The 17,290-nt window shown below is 63.4% G+C and carries 19 protein-coding genes, 1 tRNA gene and 1 pseudogene; 13 read left to right on the top strand and 8 right to left on the bottom strand.

Annotated elements, in window-relative coordinates; genetic code table 11:
- Positions 1–213: 213 nt before the first annotated feature.
- From FYB76_RS24275 to FYB76_RS26915, 4 genes and pseudogenes are all read left to right on the top strand, one after another.
- The gene (locus FYB76_RS24275) at positions 214–1,935 is read left to right on the top strand and encodes a methyl-accepting chemotaxis protein (RefSeq protein WP_154135326.1); all 1,722 of its coding nucleotides are present in this window, start codon (positions 214–216) and stop codon (positions 1,933–1,935) included.
- Between the two features lie 18 nt (positions 1,936–1,953).
- Entirely contained in the window at positions 1,954–2,199 is a 246-nt protein-coding gene (locus tag FYB76_RS24280; protein ID WP_154135327.1) for a hypothetical protein, read from the top strand.
- Between the two features lie 81 nt (positions 2,200–2,280).
- Positions 2,281–2,578: pseudogene (locus tag FYB76_RS24285) on the top strand (type II toxin-antitoxin system HicB family antitoxin); the annotation flags it as partial.
- Positions 2,555–2,677 carry a type II toxin-antitoxin system HicB family antitoxin gene (locus FYB76_RS26915; RefSeq protein WP_229297086.1) on the top strand — a complete coding sequence of 41 codons (123 nt, stop codon included), beginning with the start codon at positions 2,555–2,557 and terminating at the stop codon, positions 2,675–2,677. The pseudogene FYB76_RS24285 and the gene FYB76_RS26915, both read left to right, overlap by 24 nt.
- Before the next feature lie 419 nt (positions 2,678–3,096).
- Here FYB76_RS26915 and FYB76_RS24290 read toward each other — a convergent pair.
- Positions 3,097–3,173, bottom strand: a tRNA-Met gene (locus tag FYB76_RS24290).
- Between the two features lie 200 nt (positions 3,174–3,373).
- Between FYB76_RS24290 and FYB76_RS24295 the strand changes: the two genes are divergently transcribed.
- From FYB76_RS24295 to FYB76_RS24310, 4 genes are all read left to right on the top strand, one after another.
- Positions 3,374–3,940 carry an NUDIX hydrolase gene (locus FYB76_RS24295; RefSeq protein ID WP_088757512.1) on the top strand — a complete coding sequence of 189 codons (567 nt, stop codon included), beginning with the start codon at positions 3,374–3,376 and terminating at the stop codon, positions 3,938–3,940.
- Between the two features lie 17 nt (positions 3,941–3,957).
- On the top strand, positions 3,958–4,701 hold the full coding sequence (aat, locus tag FYB76_RS24300) for a leucyl/phenylalanyl-tRNA--protein transferase (protein WP_154135328.1): 744 nt from the start codon (positions 3,958–3,960) through the stop codon (positions 4,699–4,701).
- 121 nt (positions 4,702–4,822) lie between these two features.
- Complete coding sequence (locus FYB76_RS24305) at positions 4,823–5,551, top strand: arginyltransferase (RefSeq protein WP_088757514.1); 729 nt, start codon at positions 4,823–4,825, stop codon at positions 5,549–5,551.
- Positions 5,552–5,705: 154 nt separating this feature from the next.
- A complete protein-coding gene (locus FYB76_RS24310) occupies positions 5,706–6,776 on the top strand; it encodes a quinone-dependent dihydroorotate dehydrogenase (RefSeq protein ID WP_220407889.1) in 1,071 nt (356 codons plus the stop codon).
- Between the two features lie 87 nt (positions 6,777–6,863).
- Here the strand turns inward: FYB76_RS24310 and FYB76_RS24315 are convergent, their stop codons facing one another.
- Positions 6,864–7,007, bottom strand: a complete 144-nt coding sequence (locus tag FYB76_RS24315; RefSeq protein WP_154135329.1) for a hypothetical protein — start codon at positions 7,005–7,007, stop codon at positions 6,864–6,866.
- A gap of 239 nt (positions 7,008–7,246) precedes the next feature.
- On the opposite strand from FYB76_RS24315, the gene FYB76_RS24320 reads away from it, so the two are divergent.
- From FYB76_RS24320 to FYB76_RS27015, 3 genes are all read left to right on the top strand, one after another.
- Positions 7,247–7,846, top strand: a complete 600-nt coding sequence (locus FYB76_RS24320; RefSeq protein ID WP_088757516.1) for a gamma-glutamylcyclotransferase — start codon at positions 7,247–7,249, stop codon at positions 7,844–7,846.
- 35 nt (positions 7,847–7,881) lie between these two features.
- A complete protein-coding gene (locus tag FYB76_RS24325; RefSeq protein WP_088757517.1) occupies positions 7,882–8,301 on the top strand; it encodes an NAD-GH domain containing protein in 420 nt (139 codons plus the stop codon).
- A gap of 682 nt (positions 8,302–8,983) precedes the next feature.
- Positions 8,984–9,115 (top strand): hypothetical protein, encoded by a 132-nt coding sequence (locus FYB76_RS27015; RefSeq protein WP_255475342.1) that lies wholly within the window; start codon positions 8,984–8,986, stop codon positions 9,113–9,115.
- 109 nt (positions 9,116–9,224) lie between these two features.
- On the opposite strand, the gene FYB76_RS24330 is transcribed toward FYB76_RS27015, so the two are convergent.
- Both FYB76_RS24330 and FYB76_RS24335 read right to left on the bottom strand, forming a co-directional pair.
- Positions 9,225–10,073, bottom strand: a complete 849-nt coding sequence (locus FYB76_RS24330; protein WP_154135330.1) for an alpha/beta hydrolase — start codon at positions 10,071–10,073, stop codon at positions 9,225–9,227.
- The gene (locus FYB76_RS24335) at positions 10,070–11,482 is read right to left on the bottom strand and encodes an HdeD family acid-resistance protein (protein WP_370516408.1); all 1,413 of its coding nucleotides are present in this window, start codon (positions 11,480–11,482) and stop codon (positions 10,070–10,072) included. The genes FYB76_RS24330 and FYB76_RS24335 overlap by 4 nt, the downstream gene beginning before the upstream one ends.
- A gap of 143 nt (positions 11,483–11,625) precedes the next feature.
- Here FYB76_RS24335 and FYB76_RS24340 point away from each other — a divergent pair, with 143 nt between their 5' ends.
- Both FYB76_RS24340 and FYB76_RS24345 read left to right on the top strand, forming a co-directional pair.
- On the top strand, positions 11,626–12,399 hold the full coding sequence (locus FYB76_RS24340; RefSeq protein WP_370516409.1) for a YdcF family protein: 774 nt from the start codon (positions 11,626–11,628) through the stop codon (positions 12,397–12,399).
- A gap of 255 nt (positions 12,400–12,654) precedes the next feature.
- Complete coding sequence (locus tag FYB76_RS24345; RefSeq protein WP_154135331.1) at positions 12,655–14,463, top strand: methyl-accepting chemotaxis protein; 1,809 nt, start codon at positions 12,655–12,657, stop codon at positions 14,461–14,463.
- Between the two features lie 67 nt (positions 14,464–14,530).
- Here FYB76_RS24345 and FYB76_RS24350 read toward each other — a convergent pair whose 3' ends face one another.
- The 4 genes from FYB76_RS24350 to FYB76_RS24365 are packed head-to-tail and all read right to left on the bottom strand — an operon-like array spanning position 14,531 to position 17,282.
- The gene (locus tag FYB76_RS24350; protein WP_195724713.1) at positions 14,531–15,418 is read right to left on the bottom strand and encodes an HD-GYP domain-containing protein; all 888 of its coding nucleotides are present in this window, start codon (positions 15,416–15,418) and stop codon (positions 14,531–14,533) included.
- A complete protein-coding gene (locus FYB76_RS24355) occupies positions 15,418–15,996 on the bottom strand; it encodes a chlorite dismutase family protein (protein WP_088757449.1) in 579 nt (192 codons plus the stop codon). Before FYB76_RS24355 ends, FYB76_RS24350 begins: the two co-directional genes overlap by 1 nt.
- Positions 15,997–16,014: 18 nt before the next feature.
- On the bottom strand, positions 16,015–16,656 hold the full coding sequence (locus FYB76_RS24360; RefSeq protein ID WP_088757450.1) for an NrsF family protein: 642 nt from the start codon (positions 16,654–16,656) through the stop codon (positions 16,015–16,017).
- Positions 16,653–17,282: a sigma-70 family RNA polymerase sigma factor gene (locus FYB76_RS24365; RefSeq protein ID WP_088757451.1), complete on the bottom strand. Its 630-nt coding sequence runs from the start codon at positions 17,280–17,282 to the stop codon at positions 16,653–16,655. The genes FYB76_RS24360 and FYB76_RS24365 overlap by 4 nt, the downstream gene beginning before the upstream one ends.
- Positions 17,283–17,290: the final 8 nt, after the last annotated feature.

A 17,290-nucleotide genomic window follows, 5' to 3' on the forward strand; every position in this document is an offset into this window, starting at 1 on the left:
AAGATTAAGTTTTCCGTGTAATTCTCCCCCATGCATCTGTTAAATATTGCAATAAAGCGAAGCCACCCCAAAAAAAAACGCAGGAATTTATTGATAAATTGGCACTACCCTGGCAATCACGTTAACGTGCAAAGGATTGTGTGATGAACTGCAACCTGAAATATGAAACCGGTTCTTCATGCCCATCTGAACCACATTGACTAAGGGGTGCTCATGAACTGGTTTTATCACCGCAATATCGGAACCAAACTGCTGCTGGCCTTTGCCAGCATCCTCATGCTGACTACTTTTCTGGGTGGGTTCGCCACCTTGCAATTGAGAAAGGTCAACGATGCAGCCGGTGAATTGGCGAGCAACTGGTTGCCTAGCATCCGTTCACTCAACGACATCAAGGTGGCACTGTCCCGGGTGAGAGCTAACGAGGCCCAGATGGCGCTCTATGAGAATGATTCCACGGAACGGACGACCATCACCACCGTCATGAACAAGAACATCGACAGCCTCACGGCGGCGCGCAAGCAATACGAGGGACAGATTTCGGAGCAGGGAGAAAAAGCTATCTACCCGAGTGTCAAGGAGCGTATCGAAAAATTCATCGCCTTGCACGAGCAGACCTTGGCGCTCCTGAGCACGGGCCAGGCGGACCAAGCCAAGCAGCTCCTGCTAGGGCCCGCTTTCCAGAATTACCTGGCGCTATTGGGTGAGCTTGACAAGTTGGCCCAGGTCAACCTCGATGGCAGTCTTCAATCCGTTCATATAGCTGACGTCACATACGACCAGTCACGCTTTGGGATCATCGCCCTGCTGGTGGGCAGCGTTTTGGTCGGCACGCTGCTGGCAGTGTTCATCGCCCGCATCATTTCCACGCCGTTGCGTACTGCTGGTGCCTTTGCCAACCAGGTCGCCGCTGGTGACCTGACGGCCGAGATCAGAGTCAGCTCTCGGGATGAAACCGGGCAACTGAGCATGGCACTCGCTGCGATGAACGAAAACCTGCGGCGCATCGTCAGCCAGGTCCGTGGCGGTACTGAAACGATCGCCACGGCCTCCAGCCAGATATCCATGGGCAACCTGGACCTGTCCTCGCGCACCGAGGAGCAGGCCAGCTCGCTGGAAGAAACCGCCTCGGCCATGGAGCAACTGACCTCCACGGTTCGGGAGAATGCCAAAAATGCGCAGCAGGCCAACCAATTGGCATTGACCGCCTCGTCCATTGCCCAAGAAGGCGGCAAGGTCGTCCACCAGGTCATCGAGACCATGGGCAACATCGATGCCTCTTCCAAGAAGATTGTGGAAATCATCAGCGTCATTGACGGCATTGCCTTCCAGACCAATATCCTTGCCTTGAACGCAGCGGTGGAAGCGGCCCGGGCCGGTGAGCAGGGCCGCGGTTTTGCGGTGGTGGCTACCGAAGTGCGGTCACTGGCGCAGCGGTCTGCCACGGCCGCCAAGGAAATCAAGAGCCTGATCGACAGTTCGGTGCAGCAGGTCGGCGTGGGTAGCACCCTGGTGCAGCAAGCCGGGGCGACGATGGCCGAAGTGGTCTCCAGCGTGCAGCGGGTCACCGATGTAATGACCGAGATTTCGGCTGCCAGCAGCGAGCAGACCCAGGGCATTGAGCAGGTCAACTTAGCCATCACCCAGATGGATGAAGTGACCCAGCAGAATGCTGCTCTGGTGGAAGAAGCTGCGTCGGCGTCGCAATCGCTGTCGCACCAGACCCGGCAATTGTCCGAGCTGGTGGGCGTCTTTCGTCTGCCGGGCGGGGTGATGCACGCTGCTGGCGTAGCGGTCTCCGGGGAAACGCTCCCCGCGACCCGACCACGTCCTGCCGCCTCCACGGTTCCCAGCATTGCCACCAGCCCCAAGGCCAAACCCGTGCCTAGCGCAATTGCCAGCCCTGCCAATTCGGATGAACTATGGGAAACCTTCTGACATAACGAGGAGGACACAATGGGCGAGGCATCCAAAGCCGACCTTGACCGGATCAGACATGAACTGGACGCGGTCTCTTACGATGCGGCCTGGAAGGTGACATCCCTGATCCTCCAGGCCAGCGCGGTGCGCAATGGTCTGGACCAGCCGCTGGCGCCCGAGGAGAGGGACAGCCTCGACTTTCTCATCAACCGCCTCAACAGTGCCGCCCGCGATGCGGAGGAGATAGTGAATATTTTGTACAAACTATCCCGGGAGCAATAAGGCCATCAAGGCATCGCGCATGGTCGTCAAGGAGGTCGAGCGACGGCAGACCGAACTGAAGTGATGCCACCAGGAGAACTCATGCTCTATACCATCTACGTCCACAAGGATCCAGACAGCGCCTGCGGCGCGGCCTTTCCCGATTTTCCTGGCTGCTTTGCTGGCGCGGACAAGCTGCAGGATCTGCCTGCCGCTGCGCAGGAGGCTGTGGAAGCGCACTTCCATGGCGAGACCGAGCCCATTCCGCATCCGAGCGTTCCCGAGGACTGGGCCGGCGATGGGCAATTCCGGGGCGGCTACTGGATGCTGGTGGAGATCGATCTGTCGCGCGTCAATGCCAAGGCTCAATGTGAGCTTGCCGCAAAGCCTGGTCGCGCGCATTGATGCCGTGGCCCAGGCGCGGAGGATGTCGCGGTCAGCGTTCCTGGCGATGGCGGCGGAGCATGAGATGCAAGCAATGGCCGGGGGAGCCACTTAATCCGGGCTACAGCGGTTTGTGGTCCGGAGGCAATTGATACTTTCTGAAACGCATCACATCGCTACCGGCCCACTCGTTCAAGCACCAAACTACCCCTGCAACGGCTCGATCTCATTGCAGCCAAACACAACCGACGCCTTCGTCACATCCCCGAACCCTCCAGGGTTATTGGGCATCGCGCCAGCAACTGCGGCGGGACCCTATGCGCGGCCTGCACATCATCCCGCGAGCGCTTGGTCGATCAGGCCCACAAGGTCGAACTCAGGCGGAAGAGGATGACCATCTTGCGCGTGGTCAACGGCTGAAAAGGTCACGCAAAAGTCACGCAGGCCGTTTTTGCAGAGTCACGCAAAAGCAAAAGGCCTCTAACGCTGTCACGTTAGAGGCCTTTATCTGCAAGGCTTTCGCCTTAAAGCATTTGGTTGCGGGGGCAGGATTTGAACCTACGACCTTCGGGTTATGAGCCCGACGAGCTGCCAGACTGCTCCACCCCGCGTCTGAAGAAAACAATTATAGGGCAGGTAAAATCGGAATGCAAACATTTTCTGCAATCTTTTTACAGTGATACACTCCTAACCGCATTGCAGCTTCCCGTCGCCGTCCACGACAGCGTCCCAACGCCCCGTCGCCGCAGCAGGAAAATGCACCACAGGCCCTTCCCTACTATATATAAAGACAGACACCTTCCGAGCCTCTATGAAATTCTGTTCCGAGTGCGGCCACACAGTCTCCCTGCAGATCCCTCCCGATGACACGCGGCTGCGCCATGTGTGCGGCAACTGCGGCGCAATCCATTATCAGAATCCAAAGATGGTGGTCGGCTCCATCCCCGTCTGGGAGCAGGATGGCCAAACCAAGGTCCTGCTGTGCAAGCGCGCCATCGAGCCGCGCCTTGGTTACTGGACGCTGCCAGCCGGTTTCATGGAAAACGCCGAAACCACAGAAGACGCCGCCCGCCGCGAAACCGAAGAGGAAGCCGGCGCCCGCATCGAGCTGCACGAACTGTTCTCCCTGGTCAACGTGCCCCACGTGCACCAGGTCCACCTCTTCTACCGCGCCACCTTGCTCGACCTCGACTACCAGGCCGGTGTCGAAAGCCTGGAAGTGGCCCTCTATACAGAAGACCAGATCCCCTGGCACGACATCGCCTTCCCCACGGTGGAATTTACCCTGCGCGCCTTCTTTGCCGATCTCAAGAACGTGCGCAGCGGTGAAGGCAGCTTCGCGCTGCACACCGAAGACATCCGCCGCCGCATGATCTGATCCGCAGGAGTACGCGGATGATCGCCTGGCTGGACCTCGATACGCCTTTCCCCGATGTCTCCCGCGCCCTGGCCGACCCGGCCGGGCTGCTGGCGGCAGGCGCCGACCTGTCGCCGCAGCGGCTGCTGGAAGCTTATCGCCACGGCATCTTCCCCTGGTTCTCCGAAGGCCAACCCATCCTCTGGTGGAGTACCGATCCGCGCATGGTCCTGCGCACCGATCGCTTCGTGGTCTCCGACAGCCTCAAGAAAACCCTGCGCCGCATCGAACGCAGCCGCCACGGCGACGGTCTCTGGCAAGTCACCTTCGATACCGTCTTCGAACAGGTCATGCAAGGCTGCGCCGGTCCGCGCCGCCACGAACAGGGCACCTGGATCTCCCCCGAGATCATGGCCGGCTACACCGGCCTGCACCGCGCCGGCTACGCCCATTCCTCCGAAGTCTGGCTCAACGGCGAACTGGTCGGCGGGGCCTATGGCGTCTCGATCGGGCGCATGTTCTACGGCGAATCCATGTTCGCCCGCGTGAGCGATGCCTCCAAGGTGGCGCTGGCACACCTGGTGTTCTTCCTGCGCAGCCACGGCGTGGAGATGATCGACTGCCAGCAGGAAACCTCCCACCTGGCCTCGCTGGGCGCTCGGCCGATCGCCCGCAGCGACTTCCTGCACCACCTGCGCGCAGCCATCCAGTGGCCGCAGATCCGGGGCTGGGAACCACTGAACCTGCTGGAGCACGGCATCCCGTCGGCGCGGCGCGACTGAGGCTGGCGCCGTTCTTCACTGCGGGCATCAAAATGGTGTAAATTGGAACCTGACTCCACGGACCGCACGGCGCGCCCGAGACCCCCGCCGCCGGCCTCCAGCAAGACAGGACAGGACGCACATGACGCATCTCAAAGACTTGCCGTTCTCCACGTTGCAGTTCTATGCAACCGCGCCCTACCCGTGCAGCTATCTCGATGACCAGCAAGCCCGCTCCCAGGTGGCCACCCCGTCGCATCTCATCAATGCGGATGTGTATTCTGAACTGGTCAAGACGGGCTTTCGGCGCAGCGGCATCTTCACTTACCGGCCCTATTGCGATGGCTGCACTGCCTGCACCCCGGTCCGCATCCGAGTGGCCGACTTCGAACGCAACCGCAGCCAGCGCCGCGCCTGGGAACGCAATCGCGGCCTGCAGACCCTGGTCACCAACCTGACCTACGCCCACGAGCATTACGAGCTCTACCTGCGCTACCAGTGCGCCCGCCACGCCGGCGGCGGCATGGACCAGGACAGCCGCGACCAGTACGCGCAGTTCCTGCTGCAGAGCAAGGTCAATACTCGCCTGGTGGAATTCCGCGAGCCTGACGGTACCCTGCGCATGGTCAGCATCATCGATGTGCTCAATGACGGTCTGTCCTCGGTCTACACTTTCTTCGATCCGGACCTGCCGACAGCCTCCTTCGGTACCTACAACATCCTCTGGCAGATCGAACAGGCGCGCCAGCTCGATATGCCCTACGTCTACCTCGGCTACTGGATCAAGGAAAGCCAGAAAATGGCCTACAAGACCAATTACCAGCCACTCGAAGCCCTGCATGAAGGTGAATGGCGCCTGCTGGAAGGCTGAAGCAAGCTTCAGCTGTGTGGCGCATCGTCTGCAAAAACAGGCGCAGCGGCATCAAATTTGCGACGACGACGGCGCCGAGGCGGGGAAGCATGGGCGGTGCGCGTTAGAATAGCGGCAGTTTTTTTGGCCCCCTTCCTTTCCTGATCGTCCCATCGTGTCCGACAAATTCCTCTACGCGCTCGCGCGTCCGCTGCTGTTTTCCCTGGAACCCGAAACTGCGCACCATCTGGTGCTGCCCGCCTTGCGCTGCGCTGCACGCTACAGCCTGACCGACTTCATCACCAAAAAGCCGGCCGCCGATCCGCGCACCGTCATGGGCATCACCTTCCCCAACCCGGTCGGCATGGCCGCTGGTCTGGACAAGGACGGCGCCTACATCGACGGCCTGGCCGCACTGGGCTTCGGTTTCATCGAGGTCGGTACCGTCACGCCGCGTGCCCAGCCGGGCAATCCGCTGCCGCGCATGTTCCGGCTGCCGGCCGCCGATGCGGTGATCAACCGCATGGGCTTCAACAATGGCGGGGTGGATGCCTTCGTGACCAATGTGCAATCCTCGCGCTTCTACCAGGAGCGCCAGGGCGTGCTGGGCCTGAACATCGGCAAGAACGCCGATACCCCGATCGAACGCGCCGCCGAGGACTATGTGGCTTGCCTGGAAAAGGTCTACCCGTACGCCAGCTATGTGACGGTGAATATTTCTTCGCCGAACACCAAGAACCTGCGCCAGCTGCAGGGCGCCTCCGAACTGGATTCACTGCTGTCGCAGCTCAAGACGGCCCAGCGCCGCCTGGCGGATCGTCACGGCCGTTATGTGCCGGTCGTGCTCAAGATCGCGCCGGACATGGAGTTGGAACAGGTCAAGAACGTCGCCGACGCGCTGCTGCGCCACCAGATCGATGGCGTCATCGCCACCAACACCACCATCACCCGCGATGCCGTGCAGGGCCTGCCCCATGGCGAAGAGGCTGGCGGCCTGTCGGGCAAGCCGGTGCTGGAGCTGTCCAACCAGGTGATCCGCGGCCTGAAGGCTGAAGTGGGCGAAGCCTTGCCCATCATCGGCGTGGGCGGCATCTTCAGCGGCGCCGATGCGCAAGCCAAGATCGATGCCGGCGCCTCGCTGGTGCAGCTCTACACCGGCCTGATCTACCAGGGGCCGGCGCTGGTGCATGAGTGCGCCGAGGCATTGCGCGCAAGGCAGCTGCCTGCGGCCGCAGCGCATCACTGAGCTGCCACCACAGGCGCAAACGAAAACAGCAGGCCTGGTGCCTGCTGTTTCTCTTTGAAGCTGCGCCAGAACGGGCGCAAAGTGCGCTTACTCCTTGGACGACTCCTTCTTGAGGTTGAAGATCCGGCGCGCATTGGCGTCGGATTCGGATTTCTTCTCAAAATCGGTCTTTTCGCAACCGGCCAGCACAACGCCAACGACCAGCGTCAGCAACATGACGACGACACGCATGATTTCCCCCAGAAATTTCGGATAAGGCCCCGGCAAGCTGTGCTTCCCTCCCACAGGCAAGCCCACAGCGCCATGGTGTGTGCCCCGGCGGGCAGCACGACGGGCCGGCAGGCGCCATTTTATGCGCAAAAGATCACCTCACGATGACCATCTGTGAAAGTTTCCGCGCAAAACCGCCTGCCGTTCCCCTCTATAATGGCAGGCTTCCGGCGGCCCGGCCGTCGCCCTGCTTTGTGTCCATGTCCGTCAACACCATCGCCATCAATCGCCAGATGCGCCGTTTCGATGACCATGCCAGCGTCTGGCTGTTTGGTTACGGCTCCATCATCTTCAAGGCCGACTTCCCTTACCTGGAACGCCGGCCAGCTCACATCACCGGCTGGGCGCGACGCTTCTGGCAAGGCTCGCACGATCACCGCGGCACCGCCGAGGCACCGGGCCGGGTCGTGACCCTGGTGCCTGAAGCAGGAGCCGACTGCGCCGGCATGGCTTACCTGATTACGCCGGAAGTCTTCGCCCACCTGGATCACCGTGAAAAGAACGGCTACCTGCGGCTGGCCACGGCCATGCGCTTCGAGGACGGCGAGACCGCCGAAGGTCTCATCTACATCGCCGCCGAGGACAACGAGGCCTTCGCCGGCCCGGCCAGCGAACTGGAGATCGCGCGCCAGATCGCCGGCGCCGTCGGCCCCAGCGGGCGCAACAGCGAATACCTGCTCAAGCTGGCCCAGGCCCTGCGCGACCTGGGCGCCGAAGATAGCCACGTCTTCGCCATCGAACGGCACCTGCTGCAGCTGACCGGGCAGCCAGTCGTGCTATCGTCTGCCCCACGCCCCTGAGTCCAGCCTCACTTACTCCAACAAGGAAAAAGAACATGATCAAGACCATTGCCGTCGGCCTCACGCTCCTGATGACCCTGGCCGCCTGCACCACCCCGGTGGAGCGCACTTCCACCGGCGACATCCCCGCCGCACGCGTCTACATCAAGAGCATGACCGAGCAGGCTGCGGGCCTGTCGCAGATCACCTTCACCCGCGCCGCCGGACTGCTCAACAATGACATGCTGGAACTGGCCATCAACGATGTAGTACTGGCCCAGATTGCCGGCGGCGAGCACCTGTCGATCTGGCTCAAGCCGGGTAGCTACGATTTCAGCATCAAGCGCGTCAGCAGCCTGGGCAGCAATGCCGGCCCGACCACCGACAAGTTGACCGTCCAGGTTGCCCAGGGCGGCCGCTACCAGGTCCAGGTCAGCACCGAATTGCGCGGGCTGACCCTGCAATTGGCCAAGTAAGCCCAAGGCCCACGGCGCAACAAATGCGCCGCATTCCGTTGTTTTACACCACAGCCCCTGTCGTGCGGATGAAACACCGCGCGACAGGGGCTTGCTCATTGCGCTGGCGAGCAATGAAACAAGTCATTGATTTTAAATGATTTTTAAAAATAGAAGACCTTGCAGCCACCGTCAACCGCCACATTATTCACAAATCAGATAACTGGTATTGGGATTCAAAAGTGGAAGCGCGCCCGTGAAGCGAATATATTGCAATGCAACAGATCAATTTCTTCCTCACGGAGCTCACCATGAACATCGTCGCCGACATCCTCCCGTACACCCTGCTCATCGGCGCCATGGTCGCGCGCTACCTGATTTCGGTCAAGTAAGCAGTACCCTGGCCGGGCCCGCGCCAGCCTCCTCCAAGGGGCAGTGCGTTGCCACGGAGCAGTCTTGAAAAGCGGTGATTGTCGCGTTGCAACGCAGACAAGCCGCTTTTTCTTTTTGGGTGCGCTGACGGCAGGAAATGCATTTATTTGGTGCAAATTTGCACCATTATCATCCTAGATGATATCTCGTGCGGGGCGTGCTGCGACGAAAATCGACGACCGCCGAGGTAAATCCTGCTCTTCCCCCTCACTTGCAAACCTGCTGCAGCGCATTACACTCGCAAGCTTTGCCAACGCAACGAAAGTGATGCATGAAGCGACTTGCCTCCCTCCTCGCCGCCTCCGCCCTGCTGCTGGCCGTGCAAGGCTGCGCCTGCGCGCCCGGCTTCGTCGGCTTTGACAGCCGCTGCCAGTTCACCAACGTTCCCAGCGGGCAACCCTGAATGTAGAAAAGCGCCGCATCGGGCCCCTCCGGGACCCCATGTCGGCGCTTTACATGCGTAATTCCACGTTAATTCCAGAACCTTCCTTCAGCTGGCGCCGGGCGTTTGCTCACTCCACCGCCGGCAACACCCGCAACCACTCTCGCAGGTCGTGCATGGCTTGCTCCCGCAAGCCCGCTTCTTCGTTGAAGATCTCGTGGTAAGCCGAGGCATACCAATGCAGCGTCTTGCGCTGGCCCGGCAGGGCCTCAAAGAACGCCCGGCTGCCGCGTGGCGCCACGAAGGCATCGTCGCCTGCCACCTGCAACAGTACCGGCCGGGTGAATTGTCCGGCATCACGCGCCGCCTGGTGCATGGCGTCGAGCATGAAGTTGAGCATGCGCGGGGCGATCTTGCCGTGATTCAGCGGATCTTCCCGGTACGCCCGCACCGCATGCGGATCATGCGAAATACGCTGGGCCGGCAAGGCAGTCGGTAGCGCCAGGCCGGGCGCCATGAAGGAGGACACCTTCAGCAGCCATTGCTGCCAGCCCGACAGATCCAGCGCCAGCGCAGGCGAGGACAAGGCCAGCGCCCGAACGGGACTGAAGCCGCCGGTAGCAAAGCGCGCGGCCACCAGCCCCCCCATGCTGTGGCCGAACAGGATCGGGGTGCACTCGGTGCGGCGGCTGAAGTCATCGAAGCTCTGCTTCAGGTCGCGCAGCAGGTCGTCCGATTGGATGAGGCTGCCCTGCCGCCCGCCCGAATTGCCGTGACCGCGATGGTCGCAGATACGTACCGACAGTCCGGCCTGGTTGAACAGCTGCGCCAGGGCGCTGTAACGTCCACCGTGCTCGCCCAGGCCATGCACCATCTGCACGGCCGAGGTGGCACCGGGCAGCAGCCAGTCGCGGCAGAACAGGCGGGTGCCGTCGGCGGCGTCGATCCAGTGTTCCTGCGCGGTGAGGGGAAGTGTCATGGTTTCTTCACGAGAGAGGAATCGGCATCAGCCTGGCCCCGGGTGGCGCGCCAGGCCTTGCGCAAGCGCCGGCTCTGGCGCACTGCCAACTGCAGCGAGGCCGCCCAGGACAAGGGACGCGGATGCACCACCGCCCGCAATGCGCGGGCATAGTCCAGCACCATGCCGGGGGTCCAGGCCATGGTCACGGCACGTTTGCGGATCTGGCTGGCGACCCAGATCTCGGGGGTGAACATCATCCGCACCGCATTGAACCAGTGCCGGTCGCGAGCGCCGATGACGCCTTCCAGCGCCGCCTCCAGCGCATGGGCCACGGTACTGGAACAGTTGCGGTAGGTCAGGTTGTAGATCTCGGTCTGGCGGTAATGCTGCCAGAAGCGGTCCAGCGCGGCGCGCCGGTAATCGCGGAAAACGATCTTTTCCGTCGAATCACACCAGGCTGCGGCTTCGCTGCGGTAGTCGCTCAGGTAGCGCCCTTTGACGTCGTTGTCGGCGGTGGCGCGCAAGAGGCGGGCGAACTGGTCCGGCGAGCGGTCGATTTCCTCGGCCGGATAAAGGCTGATGTACAAGTCGGGCTGGATCTCCAGCGCCGCATGGCCGGTCGAGATGACGCCCTGCATGTTGACGGCGGCGATGTAGCGGTCGATCACCGGTTGCCGCCGCGCCGGGCCCTTGGCGCTGCCGGCCGGCGTCCACACATGCACCGTCATGGGCGCCGCGGACGCGGAAGCCGGCGTAGGCATCGCCGGCGTGTCCAGCCGTGCTTGCAGGTCAGGCGCACCGTCATGCAGTCCGGCATCGAAGGGCCGGTCGTCGCCGCTGTTGCGCTCGGCCAGTATGGCGGCCGAGGCCTGCTGCGGCAGCATGCGGCTGCGCAGCGCCAGCCAGATCATGTTCCAGCCCCCAAACATCAGGCCCAGCCCCAGGCAATAGGGCAGCGTGCCCTTGTAATGCGTGGGATAAGGCTGGAAGAAGAAGACCGCCAGGGCAATCTGCACCAGGCCGCCCAACAACGCCATGCGCCAGCGCGGAAAGCGCACCACCAGGGCCGAGGTGATCTGCAGCGCGCCGCCAATGGTGAAGGCGATGCCAAAGAGCATGGCCAGCGCCATGTTGCTGGCCTGGTGCTGGGTGATGACCAGCACGGCAATGAGCAGGAACACCCCGCCCTTGGCATAGCGCAAGGTCTTCTGGGCGCCCATGCCGCTGTTGGCCACCCACAGGGTCAGCAGGCTTTCCAGCAGAAGCAGGTAGCCGAACAGGGTGAGCGGAAAATTGAGCACGCCATCGAGCGCATCGATGACCAGCGAGACCCCGATGGCGCCCCAGGCCAGGCCGGCCACCGCCAGGGCATGCCAGTTGCGGCGGATGAAATCGGCGCCCAGCAATAACAAGACAAGTCGTATCACGGTATTCCCTGGGCTGCGCCCTTCCCTTTGCGATCCCGCATTCTGGGGGATTACGGGGCGCGAAGCAAATCGGCCGCCGACAGGACTGGCTCCGGTCGGCGCAATGCCGCACAATGCCGGGCCAACCTCCTTGTTTGCTTGTCATGTCCATGTCCTTGCCGGTCTTGATCTCCGCCATCGCCAGCAGCCTGCTGCTGCCGCCCGTCTCGCCCGTGCTGCTCTACCTGGCCGGTACCTGGCTGCGCCGCCGTGCGCCCCGCACCGGCCTGGCCCTGATGCTGCTGGGCGCTACGATCCTGCTGGTACTGAGCACGCGCATCGGCGCCCTGTGGCTAGTGCGGCCGCTGGAAGCGCAATACCCGCCGTTGGCCAGCCCGGGCCAAGCCCAGGCCATCGTCATCCTGGGCTCGAGCCGCATGGACCAGGCGCCGGAATACGGGGGCAGCGACGAATCGACGCCCCTGGGGATGAAGCGGCTGCAATATGCTGCCCATCTCGCCCGCCAGACCGGCTTGCCCATCCTGGTCACGGGCGGCAGTCCCGACGGCTCGCCGCAGAGCGAAGCGGCGGTGATGGCCCGCAACCTCCAGCGCGACTTCGGGGTCGCGGTACGCTGGCAGGAGACCCGCTCCGCCACCACCGCCGAGAACGCCAGCTATTCGGCCGCCATGCTCAGGGCGGAGGGCGTCGAACGCATCCTGCTGGTCACCGACACCATCCACATGCCGCGTGCCATGCGCGTCTTCACGCAGACAGGCTTGCAGGTACAGGCTGCGCCGACCCTGTTCCTGGACCGCGCCCGCCCGCGCCCCACCGATTACCTGCCGCGTGCCGGCAACCTCGACCTGGCCAGCTACGCCCTGCGTGAATGGATAGGCCAGTGCTGGTATCGGGTGCGCCACGCCTTGGGCCATTGAAAACGGCTAAGGGAGCACAAGCCAAGAGCAAAAATGCGCGCCCTTGCTCCTCCTGTTCCGCCAATCAGCGCCGCAAAGCAGAGGTAGAGTGACAAAGTCGCGCGCATTTCGTCAGCAAAAGCCCGTGAACAACACCTTGACCTAGTAGCAACAACAACGCTCACGCAAAGCGATGCACCCGGTCCGCCAGGCCAGGTGCCATCGTCCCGGCACAACGATGCCAGCGAGCACCTCTACAATATTGGGAGATACATCATGGGCCAGTTGTCCTTCAGCAAGAAACTGTGGCTGCCACTCGGTTTGAGCCTGGTCGCACTACTGGCGATTTCCGTCTTCAGCGCCTTCATGGTGCGTGACGTGCGGCTGGAAGAACGCAAGAACGACCTCACCAACATCGGCCAGACCGCCCTGTCCATGGTCAAGGCCTATGGTGCGCTGGCCGAAAGCGGCGCGCTGAGCAAGGAAGAGGCGCAAAAACGCGCCAAGGCCGCCATGAAAAGCCTGCGCTACGGCACCGATGGCTACTTCTCGATTTCCACCTCCGGCCAGATCATCGTCATGCACCCGATCAAACCGGAACTGGATGGCAAGGACCTCACCAACTTCAAGGATCCGGCCGGCAAGAACCTGTTCGTCGAGATCACCAAGGCCGGCAGCCAGCCCGGCGGCAGCTTTGTCAATTACCTCTGGCCCAAGGTCGGCGCGGCCGAACCGGTGCCCAAGACCTCCTTCGTGATCGCCTACCAGCCCTGGGACTGGAACCTGACCACCGGCGCCTACATGGATGACATCAACGCGGCCTTCATGCGCACCCTGACGCAGATGGCCATCCTCTTTGCCGTCGTGGCGGCAGCCTTGGGGGCACTGGTGATCGTGATCAACCGCGGCATCCTGCGCACCATCGGCGGTGACCCGGCCAAGGCAGCGGAAGTCGCCAACCGCATCGCCCAGGGCGACCTCACGCCCAACATCGAGACCGCACCAGGCGACCAGGGCAGCCTGCTCTTTGCAGTGCGCAGCATGCGCGATTCGCTCCTGAGCACCATCGCCAACATCAAGACCTCGGCCGACACCATCGCCACGGCCAGCCAGGAAATCGCCAGCGGCAACCTCGACCTGTCCGGCCGCACCGAACAGCAAGCCGGCTCCATCGAGGAGACCGCCTCGGCCATGGAAGAACTGACCGCCACCGTCAAGCAGAATGCCGACAACGCACGCCAGGCCAACCAACTGGCCGAATCGGCCTCCGAAGTGGCGATCCAGGGCGGCAGCGTGGTCAGCCAGGTGGTGCAGACCATGGAGGGGATTACCGACAGCTCGCGCAAGATTGCCGACATCATCGGCGTGATCGACGGCATCGCCTTCCAGACCAATATCCTGGCCCTGAACGCGGCGGTGGAAGCCGCCCGTGCCGGCGAACAGGGGCGCGGCTTTGCGGTGGTAGCCTCGGAAGTGCGTTCGCTGGCCCAGCGCTCGGCCTCGGCCGCCAAGGAGATCAAGACCCTCATCGATGATTCGGTAGCCAAGGTCGATACCGGCAGCAAACTGGTCGAACAGGCCGGCGCCACCATGACTGAGGTGGTGGCCAGCGTGCGCCGCGTCACCGACATCGTCGGCGAGATCAGTTCGGCCAGCCAGGAACAGAGCGCCGGCATCGCCGAAGTCGGCCGCGCCATCACGCAGATGGATGAGGGTACGCAGCAGAACGCCGCGCTGGTGGAACAAGCCGCTGCAGCCGCCCAGTCGCTGCAGGATCAGGCCGCCACCCTGGCCGGCCTGGTCGGCCGCTTCCAGACCGATGGCAGCCAGGCGCGCACGGTTCATGCCACCCAGGCTGCGCCGGCCGCCTCCGCGAGCGCCAAACCTGCCGCACGACCGGCTGCGGCCGCCGCACCCCGCAAGCCGGCTGCGGCCCCGGCTGCGCGTGCAGTCATTGCTGCTCCCAAGGCCGCGCCCGCCAAGCCTGCCGCAGCGCCCAAGGCGGAGGCGGCGGCGGCCAAGCCAGCAGCCAAGCCCTCTCGCCTGCCTGCCGGAGAAGATGAAGGGGATTGGGAAACCTTCTGAGGGATCTGCTCACTGCACCACAAGCCCGCCTGTGTGCGGGCTTTTTTCATGGCGCATGTTGCGTGGTTCAGTCCAGCGCGGCCAGGTTTTCTCCGACCAGGCGGCCAATGAGGCCGCTATCGGGGGGCACTGCAAGCGCGCGGGCCATATCCTGCTTGCCGGTGGCAATGAGGCCCTGGTCATGCGGCGCGATGGTGTATTCGCTGTGACAGGCCGGACAGTAAAGCGTATCCCCGGCGGCAGCATGGCGCGGACGCACCACTACGGGACCGCAGGATAGACAGCGCTGCAGCGGAATGCCTTCGTCACTGTGGCCGACGATGTGGGCCAGTTCCTCATGGGCTTGCAGGCCGATGAAGAGACGTCCCAGGTTCGCATCGAACTGCTTGCCCAGCTCGCCCTCGATGATCTCCATGGCGCGCCCGATGGGCATGCCGCTGCGATAGGGGCGCGTACTGGTCATGGCATCGAAGGCGTCGCAGATGCCAACGATGCGCGCGGCCAGGGGAATTTCCTCACCGCGGCGTCCGTAGGGATAGCCCCGGCCATCCGGGGTTTCGTGATGCAGCAGCACCGCGTCCTCAGCCAGGGCTGCCAGCGGATGGCCGGCCAGCATGCGGTGGCCGATCTCGGGATGGGTCTTGATGACGGCATATTCGGTGTCATCCAGGCGCGATTTCTTTCCCAGTACGGCATCGGGAATGCCGATCTTGCCCAGGTCATGCAGGAAGGCGCCGATGGTAATGCGGGCCACCTGTTCGGACGGCAGCCCTGCCGCCTCGGCCAGCAGGCGCGAGAGCCGCGCCACCCGCCACAGGTGTCCACCGGTGTAGGGGTCGCGGGCCTCCACGGCCCAGGCCAGCAGGAACAGGCTCATCAACAGCTGTTCGTCGCGCGCAGCCTGGCGCGCAGCGGCCTTGCGCGTGGCGCGCTGCCACAGGGAAAGCAGACTCATCAAACAACTCCTTGCAGGGTGGGATCGTCCTGGACCAGCCTGATATCGACCTCGCGCTCGACGAAACGCCATTCCGCGCTCTGGCGCAGGCGCGACACCAGTTCTTCGAAGGCGTCGGCGTGTTGCGGTGCGTACTCGAACCAGGTCAGGAAATCGAAGGACTGGCCCAGCTCCCGCGCATGATAAAGACGGCGTGCGATGGGCGGCAGGTACTCCAGGCCGATGGCAATGTGGTGCGACTGTTCTTCCAGGATGGCGCGCCGTTCATCCTGGCCCAGGGCCCACCAGGCCGGGTTCTTGCGGATCGGGATGAGCGCCGCACAGCGTGCCTCCGGCCTGCCCAGCCCCTGCTGTACCGCTGCCAGGGTATCGAGCTCCTGCCGTGTGGCATAGCGCGGATGGCCGGTGGCGCCATCGAGGCGCCACTGCGCGCCGGCGGCCACATCGCCGGCCTCGTCCGGCCCAACCACGGCCAGCCGGTCGGCCTGGGCAAGCGCCTGGCCCGTGACAGCGGTGATGCGCTCGATACGCCAGGCGCCACGGGTACCCGCCACGAAGGCGGTCTGGATGACACTCATGCCTTGTCCCTCAAGAAGTTACCAGCGCAGCAGGCGCGGCCCCAGCAGCAAACCCACCGCGGCCGGAATGAGAATGCCCAGGAAGTACCAGACGCCCCAGAAGGGAACGCCCATTTCAGGGCAATGCAGGCAATACACCATGGTGGCGGTGGCGCCGGCCAGCAGGCCAGCCACCGCGCCAGTCAGGCGCAGCCGGGTCGGGGCCATGCCGCGCACGGCCCAGAAGATGCCGATGAACAGCGGAATGGACAGCAGCGCGATGTTGAAGGGGCAGCTGCGCCAGCTGATCCCCATCAACAGCGGCAGACGTTGCACCGCCGGCGCACTGAGCAGCACCAGTGCGCCCCCCAGCCACACCGCCAGGCTGGGCAAGGCGATGCCCGCCCAGCGCGCGCCCACGCGCAAACCCGGACGCACCAGGCGCCGCAGCACCAGCATGGCGCCCACCGCCAGCGTGGTCGGAAAAGCCAGCTTGATCCAGAACAGCGGCACGCCCAGCATCACGGCCAGGTCGGGACGCAGCCCGTAGATCTTCAGCATCAGCAACAGCGAACCCAGGCCACCCAGCGCCAGGGCCTGGGCCATCTGTTTTACCGGCAAGCGGCGGTCCACCGGCGCCACGCCGCTGGCCATCATCGATATCAGGTCTTCAGTCTTCATGGTTGCAATTTCTCCCGGATCTTCAGGGCCAGGGCCTTGAGGCCGCGATGGATGCCGACTTTCACGGCCGATTCCGACATCCCCGTCAGTTGCGCCGTCTCGGCCACCGACAAGCCTTCCAGCTTGACGTGCACGATCGGCAGGCGCTGCTTGTCGGGCAATTCTTCGAGCAGGGCGCCGACATCGCGCCGCGCCTGGGCCGGTTCGTCGTCGCAAATGGCCAGCAGGTCGTGTTCTTCTTCCAAGGGGTCATTGAAGGCTTCGCGACGCGAACGGGCGCGCAGGAAATCCATCAGCTTGTAGCGGGCGATGGCGTGCACCCAGGCCGTCAGCGGCTGCTCGGGGCGATAGGTATGGCGCGCATTGTGGATGGCCAGAAGGGTTTCCTGCACCACATCCTCCACATCATCCTGCAGATGCACCAGCCGCTTGCGCAGGAAGGCCCGCAGGCGGCCGCTCAGTTCGGAGAGAAAGTTGCGATAGGCCGCAGCATCGCCATCGAGACCGGCCAGCAGCAGCGTGCGCAGGCGCTCCTCGGCCGGATGCGCGGACTGGCCGGGACGGTCCGCTGCCTCCTCCGGCAAGGCCGGGCCGCCAGTGGCCAACAGGTAAGGACTCTCAGTCATGGAACGCC

The organism is Herbaspirillum sp. CAH-3 (assembly GCF_009668275.1).
Classification (GTDB): domain Bacteria; phylum Pseudomonadota; class Gammaproteobacteria; order Burkholderiales; family Burkholderiaceae_D; genus Herbaspirillum; species Herbaspirillum aquaticum.

Coding starts and splice junctions, on each gene's coding strand:
- FYB76_RS24365 (WP_088757451.1), bottom strand. CDS start 17,282: ATGACTGAGAGTCCTTACCTGTTGGCCACTGGCGGCCCGGCCTTGCCG.
- FYB76_RS24350 (WP_195724713.1), bottom strand. CDS start 15,418: ATGAGTCTGCTTTCCCTGTGGCAGCGCGCCACGCGCAAGGCCGCTGCG.
- FYB76_RS24325 (WP_088757517.1), top strand. CDS start 7,882: ATGATCAAGACCATTGCCGTCGGCCTCACGCTCCTGATGACCCTGGCC.
- FYB76_RS24340 (WP_370516409.1), top strand. CDS start 11,626: ATGTCCATGTCCTTGCCGGTCTTGATCTCCGCCATCGCCAGCAGCCTG.
- FYB76_RS24315 (WP_154135329.1), bottom strand. CDS start 7,007: ATGCGTGTCGTCGTCATGTTGCTGACGCTGGTCGTTGGCGTTGTGCTG.
- FYB76_RS24345 (WP_154135331.1), top strand. CDS start 12,655: ATGGGCCAGTTGTCCTTCAGCAAGAAACTGTGGCTGCCACTCGGTTTG.
- FYB76_RS24295 (WP_088757512.1), top strand. CDS start 3,374: ATGAAATTCTGTTCCGAGTGCGGCCACACAGTCTCCCTGCAGATCCCT.
- FYB76_RS24275 (WP_154135326.1), top strand. CDS start 214: ATGAACTGGTTTTATCACCGCAATATCGGAACCAAACTGCTGCTGGCC.
- aat (WP_154135328.1), top strand. CDS start 3,958: ATGATCGCCTGGCTGGACCTCGATACGCCTTTCCCCGATGTCTCCCGC.
- FYB76_RS24280 (WP_154135327.1), top strand. CDS start 1,954: ATGGGCGAGGCATCCAAAGCCGACCTTGACCGGATCAGACATGAACTG.
- FYB76_RS27015 (WP_255475342.1), top strand. CDS start 8,984: ATGAAGCGACTTGCCTCCCTCCTCGCCGCCTCCGCCCTGCTGCTGGCC.
- FYB76_RS24305 (WP_088757514.1), top strand. CDS start 4,823: ATGACGCATCTCAAAGACTTGCCGTTCTCCACGTTGCAGTTCTATGCA.
- FYB76_RS24355 (WP_088757449.1), bottom strand. CDS start 15,996: ATGAGTGTCATCCAGACCGCCTTCGTGGCGGGTACCCGTGGCGCCTGG.
- FYB76_RS24360 (WP_088757450.1), bottom strand. CDS start 16,656: ATGAAGACTGAAGACCTGATATCGATGATGGCCAGCGGCGTGGCGCCG.
- FYB76_RS24330 (WP_154135330.1), bottom strand. CDS start 10,073: ATGACACTTCCCCTCACCGCGCAGGAACACTGGATCGACGCCGCCGAC.
- FYB76_RS24320 (WP_088757516.1), top strand. CDS start 7,247: ATGTCCGTCAACACCATCGCCATCAATCGCCAGATGCGCCGTTTCGAT.